Annotated in this window: 3 protein-coding genes; all 3 read left to right on the forward strand. The window is 65.9% G+C overall.

The annotated features are described in order from the left end of the window. The coding region (locus O0K41_RS21885; RefSeq protein ID WP_308304567.1) for a phage major capsid protein at nucleotides 1-813 on the forward strand (813 nt) is incomplete at its 5' end. A 287-nt stretch (nucleotides 814-1,100) separates the two neighbouring features. Further along, nucleotides 1,101-1,469 (forward strand): hypothetical protein, encoded by a 369-nt coding sequence (locus O0K41_RS21890; RefSeq protein WP_239503552.1) that lies wholly within the window; start codon nucleotides 1,101-1,103, stop codon nucleotides 1,467-1,469. 20 nt (nucleotides 1,470-1,489) lie between these two features. Beyond that, nucleotides 1,490-5,206: a phage tail protein gene (locus O0K41_RS21895; RefSeq protein ID WP_164221801.1), complete on the forward strand. Its 3,717-nt coding sequence runs from the start codon at nucleotides 1,490-1,492 to the stop codon at nucleotides 5,204-5,206. Nucleotides 5,207-5,231: the final 25 nt, after the last annotated feature.

A 5,231-nucleotide genomic window follows, 5' to 3' on the forward strand; every position in this document is an offset into this window, starting at 1 on the left:
GGCTTCGACGTGCAGCCGGACGTGATGCCGATCCAGACTCCGGTGCAGCAACGCCTGCGTGTCCTGGACGTGCTGCCGCAGCGCGACACCACCAGCAACAAGGTGGGCTATCCCCTGCTCGACTTCTCCGAGGGTGGCGCTGATTACCAGGAAGGCGAAGGCACCCGCAAGGCTGAGGCGAAGTTCAAGGCCGAATGGGACGAGGCCAGCATCGCCACCATCGCGGTGCACACCGAGGTGTCTAAGCAGGTGATGGACGACGTGGCCGGCCTGTCGGAAACCATCCAGCTGCTGCTGCGCTACAAGCTGACCAGCAAGAGCGATATCGAGCTCATGTCGGGCGATGGCGCGCAGTTCCACATCAAGGGCCTGCTCACCCAGGCCAACAGCTTCGCAGGCGGCACCGGCAAGCCGGTGGACCGCATTGGCCGCGCCGGCGCCTTGCTCAGCTCCCAGGGCTACCAGCCAAACATCGTGTTCGTGAACCCGCTGGACTACTTCGACTTCTCGTCGGAGCGCGCCACTGATGGCCAGTACGTTGCCGGCGGCTGGAGCCGTCCGACCAACAGCCCGATCTACAACCTGACCCCGATCCAGACCATGGCCGTGCCGGTCGGCCAGGCGCTTGTGCTGGACACCAACGTCACCAAGGTGCTGATGCGCGAGCGTCCGTCGATCACCTTCGGCTGGGTGAACGATCAGATGGTGCGCAACCTCATCACCATCCTGGCAGAGCTGCGCCTCGGCCTGCTGGTGCTGGACCGCAAGGGCATGCTCAAGGTCGACCTCACCGCCGCTCCGGCTGGCGGCTGAGGCGGTGACGGACAAGCCGTGAGTGTCCGGATCGCTCGAAGAACCACGGCAGTCAGGGCAGCGCGCAACCCGCGTTGCGGGCATCGACTGGTGCATACCCGGGCTGTGACCTGACCACCAGCAGCGGCGAACCAAGGTTCGTTCAGGTAGGGGGAGGGCGATTTATACCAATCGCCCGAGCCTAGACCGAGCGCCCCCCTAAATTCGCGCATCCGCAATTGGAAATACGACCCCTCAGAGGGCATGGAGGAACCGTGGCGAGGGCAAGAACCCCGACGAAAAAGGCGATGGTGTCTGGCGCAGCGCTGAAAGACCCGGCGCGCTACAAGAATCGCACCGCGCCGAGCAATCCGAACCCCGTAGGCGCCCCCTACAAGGGTATGACTCGCCCTCAGCTGGCTGTTTGGCGCGAATGTGTTGCCAATATGCCTTGGCTCAACGCCGCCCACCGCATCCTGCTGCGCCAGGTGTGCATTCTCGCGGCGAAGATGGAAGCCGGCGAAGAGCTGAGTGTGTCCGCGACACACGCACTGAGCGCAATGCTCTCCAAACTCGGCGCGACGCCGGCCGACGAATCGAAGGTTAATCACGGCTCGGGCGACGACGACGCGGGCGAAGAGTTCTTCGGCGGCCCTGTTGGCAACCGCCTCAACTAAATCCAAAGACGAGGCCGCGAATGTCCCTCTACACCCTCACCGTCGACCTGCTGATGAAGTCGGGCTCTTTTGAAAAGGGCATGACCCGGGCCGAGCATGTCGCTGGCCAGAAGGCCGCGCAGATCCAAGCCTCCATGACGCGCATCGCAACCGTTGCGGGCGCGGCGCTGGGCACCGCCGCCGCCGCCGCTGGCACGGCAGTATTTACCTGGACCAAGCAGGTTGGGCAGCTGGCCGTGGAGTATGACCGCCTGGGCAAGCTCTCCGGCACCACCTCGCAGGACTTCCAGCGCATGGCCGCAGGCGCACGCACGGTGGGTATCAGCCAGGAAAAGCTGGCCGATATCTTCAAGGACGTGCAGGAGAAGATCGGCGACTACGCCCAAACGGGCGGCGGCGAGATGAAAGACTTCTTCGACAACATCGCCAAGGGCAGTGGCCTCACCGTCGAGAGCTTCCGCAAGCTGTCTGGCCCCGACGCTCTGGGCCTGTACTTCAAGAGCCTGGAGAAGGCGAACCTGTCGCAGTCGGAGCTGACCAGCTACATGGAGGCTATCGCCAGCGACTCTGCGATGCTGATCCCGCTGCTGCGCAACAACAGCGCCGAGTTCAACCGCATGGGCAACGCGGCGGAGGCCGCAGGTAGCATCATCGACACGCAGCTGACCCAGGCAATGCTGGGCATGCGTGATGTGACGAACCGTGCGGAACTGTCCCTGCAAGGCATGAAGGTGCAGGTTGTGGCTGGCATCCTGCCGGCCCTGCAGGACTTCACCGACCAGCTCGACGCGGTGGCAGTCAACGGCAACTTCGCCAAGGAAGCGGCCGACGCTCTCTCCGGTGCCATCCGGGGCGTCACCGACGCGGTGCGGGACGGCGGCGCCGTCGTGGACTTCTTCGACCGAATCCGGGGCGGCCTGGTTGGTGTGGAGAAGCAAGGCCACGCCGCGTTCAAGCTGGCTACCGGCCAGTACGCCTTCGGTGGCGGTGGCTGGGAGGGCTTCGCGAAGGAATACGCGCAAGGCACGGCCTATGCCGACAACGGCTGGAAGGCAATGCAGCCCAAGACCGCCAAGCGACCCAGCGTCACTGTGCTGGAAGGATCGGAGCGCATGCCCGAATGGGCGTTGTTGCCGGCCACGCCGGACGCCTACGAGCCGCCCAAGGCGCGGGGCAAGGGCGGCGCAGCGAAGACCGGGAACGCGGAATACGACCGCCAGGCCGAGCTGCTGCGCCGCTACACGGTTGAGGCGGACATGGCCGCCGCTACGATGGCCGGCCCGCTGGCCGAGGCCGAGCAGAAGCACAAGCAGCGCCTGGCCGAGCTGAACAAGGAACTGGCCGCTGGCAACATCACGCGCGCTGCCTTCAACACGCTGGAGAAGGAATCAGCGGCTCAGCTTGCGGCCACCACCGCCGAGCTGGACAAGCGCAAGCGGGCGCCGCAGGCGCTGCTGGACACCATGAGCGGCGAGCTGGACATGATGCGCCTCATCGGGCCAGCGCGAGCGCGCGCGCACCGTGAGATGCAGAACCAGCGCGACATGCAGGAAGCCATCAACGAGGCGAACGCGGCCGGCGCGGGCATCACCGCCGACCTCAGCGCGTCACTCATGGCGCAGGCGCGCGCTGCGGCTCAGGCCAGCATCGATGCGGACAAGTACGCGGCCAGCCTGCAGCAGTGGGCCGACGTGGGCACTTACCTGGTCAGCGACACCGCCGACGCTATGGCCAACTTCGTCGCGGGCGGCCTGCGCGATTGGTCCGGCATGTGGGACGACATGAAGGACATTGCCAAGCAGGGGTTGCGCGACATTGCGCGCCAGCTGCTGGAGCAAAAGCTGGTGATCCCGATTCAGACCCGCATCATGGACAGCATCAATGGGCTCGGCAGCGGCAACGGGTTGAGCCTCAACAGCATCCTGGGGATCTTCGCGGGCAACGGCACCGCCGCAGGCGGCCAGAACGCCGCCAACATCGCCAGCCTGCTATCGAAGGGCCAGAGCGCCATCGGCTTCACCCCCGGCGCCGCGGCCGCGGCCGGTGGCTTCGGCCCGAACACCATGATGGGCTTCGGCAACAACGTGGCTGCACTGACGGGAGGCGGCACCGCCGCTGCCGGTGGGGCCGGTGCCGCCGGAGCCGCTACCGGTGCGCTTGGCGCCGTGGCGGCGTTCGCTCCCTACGCTGCCCTGATCGCGATGGGTATGCAGATGGCCGGCAGCGCCTACAAGGAAGGCTTCGGGCTGGAGAACCAGGACAAGTTCGACCTGCTCAAGCGTGGCCACTTCGCCTCCGGTGGCCTGTTGACGCCGGTCATGCTCGACAGCATGTCGCTGGACGTGATCGGGCGCGCGCTGGGCATGAACCGAAAGACGGCGGCGATCTTCTCGGGCAGCTCGCTGCTGGGCAAGGCGTTCGGGCGCAGTGCGCCCAAGATCACCGGTCAGGGCATCACGGGTAATTACGGGTTCGGTGGACTGGACGGGCAAAGCTACGCCGACGTGAAGCAAAAGGGCGGCTGGTTCCGCTCCGACAAGAAGTGGACCCAATACGGGGCACTCGACCCCGGTATCGATCGCACGTTCGACATGGCGGCCCGGCAGATTCGCGGCGCTGCCACGGACCTGGCCAAGCAATTGGGCGTGGACATGTCCCAGCAGCTGGCCGGGGTCAAGGTGAGCCTGGGCAAGCTGTCGCTGTCGGCGGATTCGGCGGAGGCGCAGCAGCAGCTGGAGTCCTACCTGGCCGGCATGCAGGACCGGCTCTACACGGAGGCCGTCAAGGCCGCAGGGTTCGGCGGGCAGTTGGATGGCTACTTCGACTCGGCGGACGTGTTCGCCGCGCTGGGAGCATCCATCGAGCTGGCGGTGGGCAATGCCGACGAGCTGGGCCGGGCACTCAACGGGCTGGAAGTCGACAAGGTCAACAAGGCGGTCGACTACTTCCAGGACCTGGCCGGCGTTGCCGGTACAGACCTGGCCACGCAGATCACCAAGGTGTCGGGCCTGCTGGGCAACTACTCGACCCTGATGGCCGACGTATCCACGCAGCTGCTCACGGGCGACCTGACCGCCTACCAGCAGCAGGCACTGAGCATCGAGCGCACCTACCGCCAACAGGTGAAGTCGGCCAACGACTACGCCAAGGCGCTGGGCCTGTCCGGCGCGCGCGCTGAAGACCTGGCCAAGATTGAGGCACTGCGCGCCACCAACATGGGCAAGCTGCAGGCGCAGATCGACAAGGACAAGAAAGCCATTAGCTACGGGCTATCCGTGAGCGACCTGTCGCCGCTGACCGATCAGGAGAAGCTGCAGAAGACCATGCAGGAGCTGGAGCGGGCCGTATCGGGTGGCGACAGCAGCGCGGCGCAGGCGGCCGCACAGGCGGCGCTGGGCTTCGGACGCAACCTCTACGCCAGCGGGCAGGACTACAACAGCCTCTACGGCCAGGTGACGGGCCTGATTGACGGGATGAAGGTGGGCGACCTGGACAAGGGTGGCGTGGGCATGGGCGAGCTGGCCGACACCATCGAGGCACTGCCGGACAACTTCGCGCGCGCTGTGTTCGACCTGGTGGTGGACAACAAGGCGCAGGCCGCGACAACGGCGGCGGTGCAGCAGAGCAATGCCCTGCTCGCTCAAGTGGTGGATCGGTTGGACCGGCTGGAGGCCGTCACGACGCAGGGCGTGCGGGCATCCGGCAGCAGCGCACTGCGGGCATCGCTCAATCGGTAAATCACCGGAAAGAGGGTGATTTAAA

This window comes from Stenotrophomonas sp. Sm2128 (genome assembly GCF_030985535.1).
GTDB classification, from domain to species: domain Bacteria; phylum Pseudomonadota; class Gammaproteobacteria; order Xanthomonadales; family Xanthomonadaceae; genus Stenotrophomonas; species Stenotrophomonas maltophilia.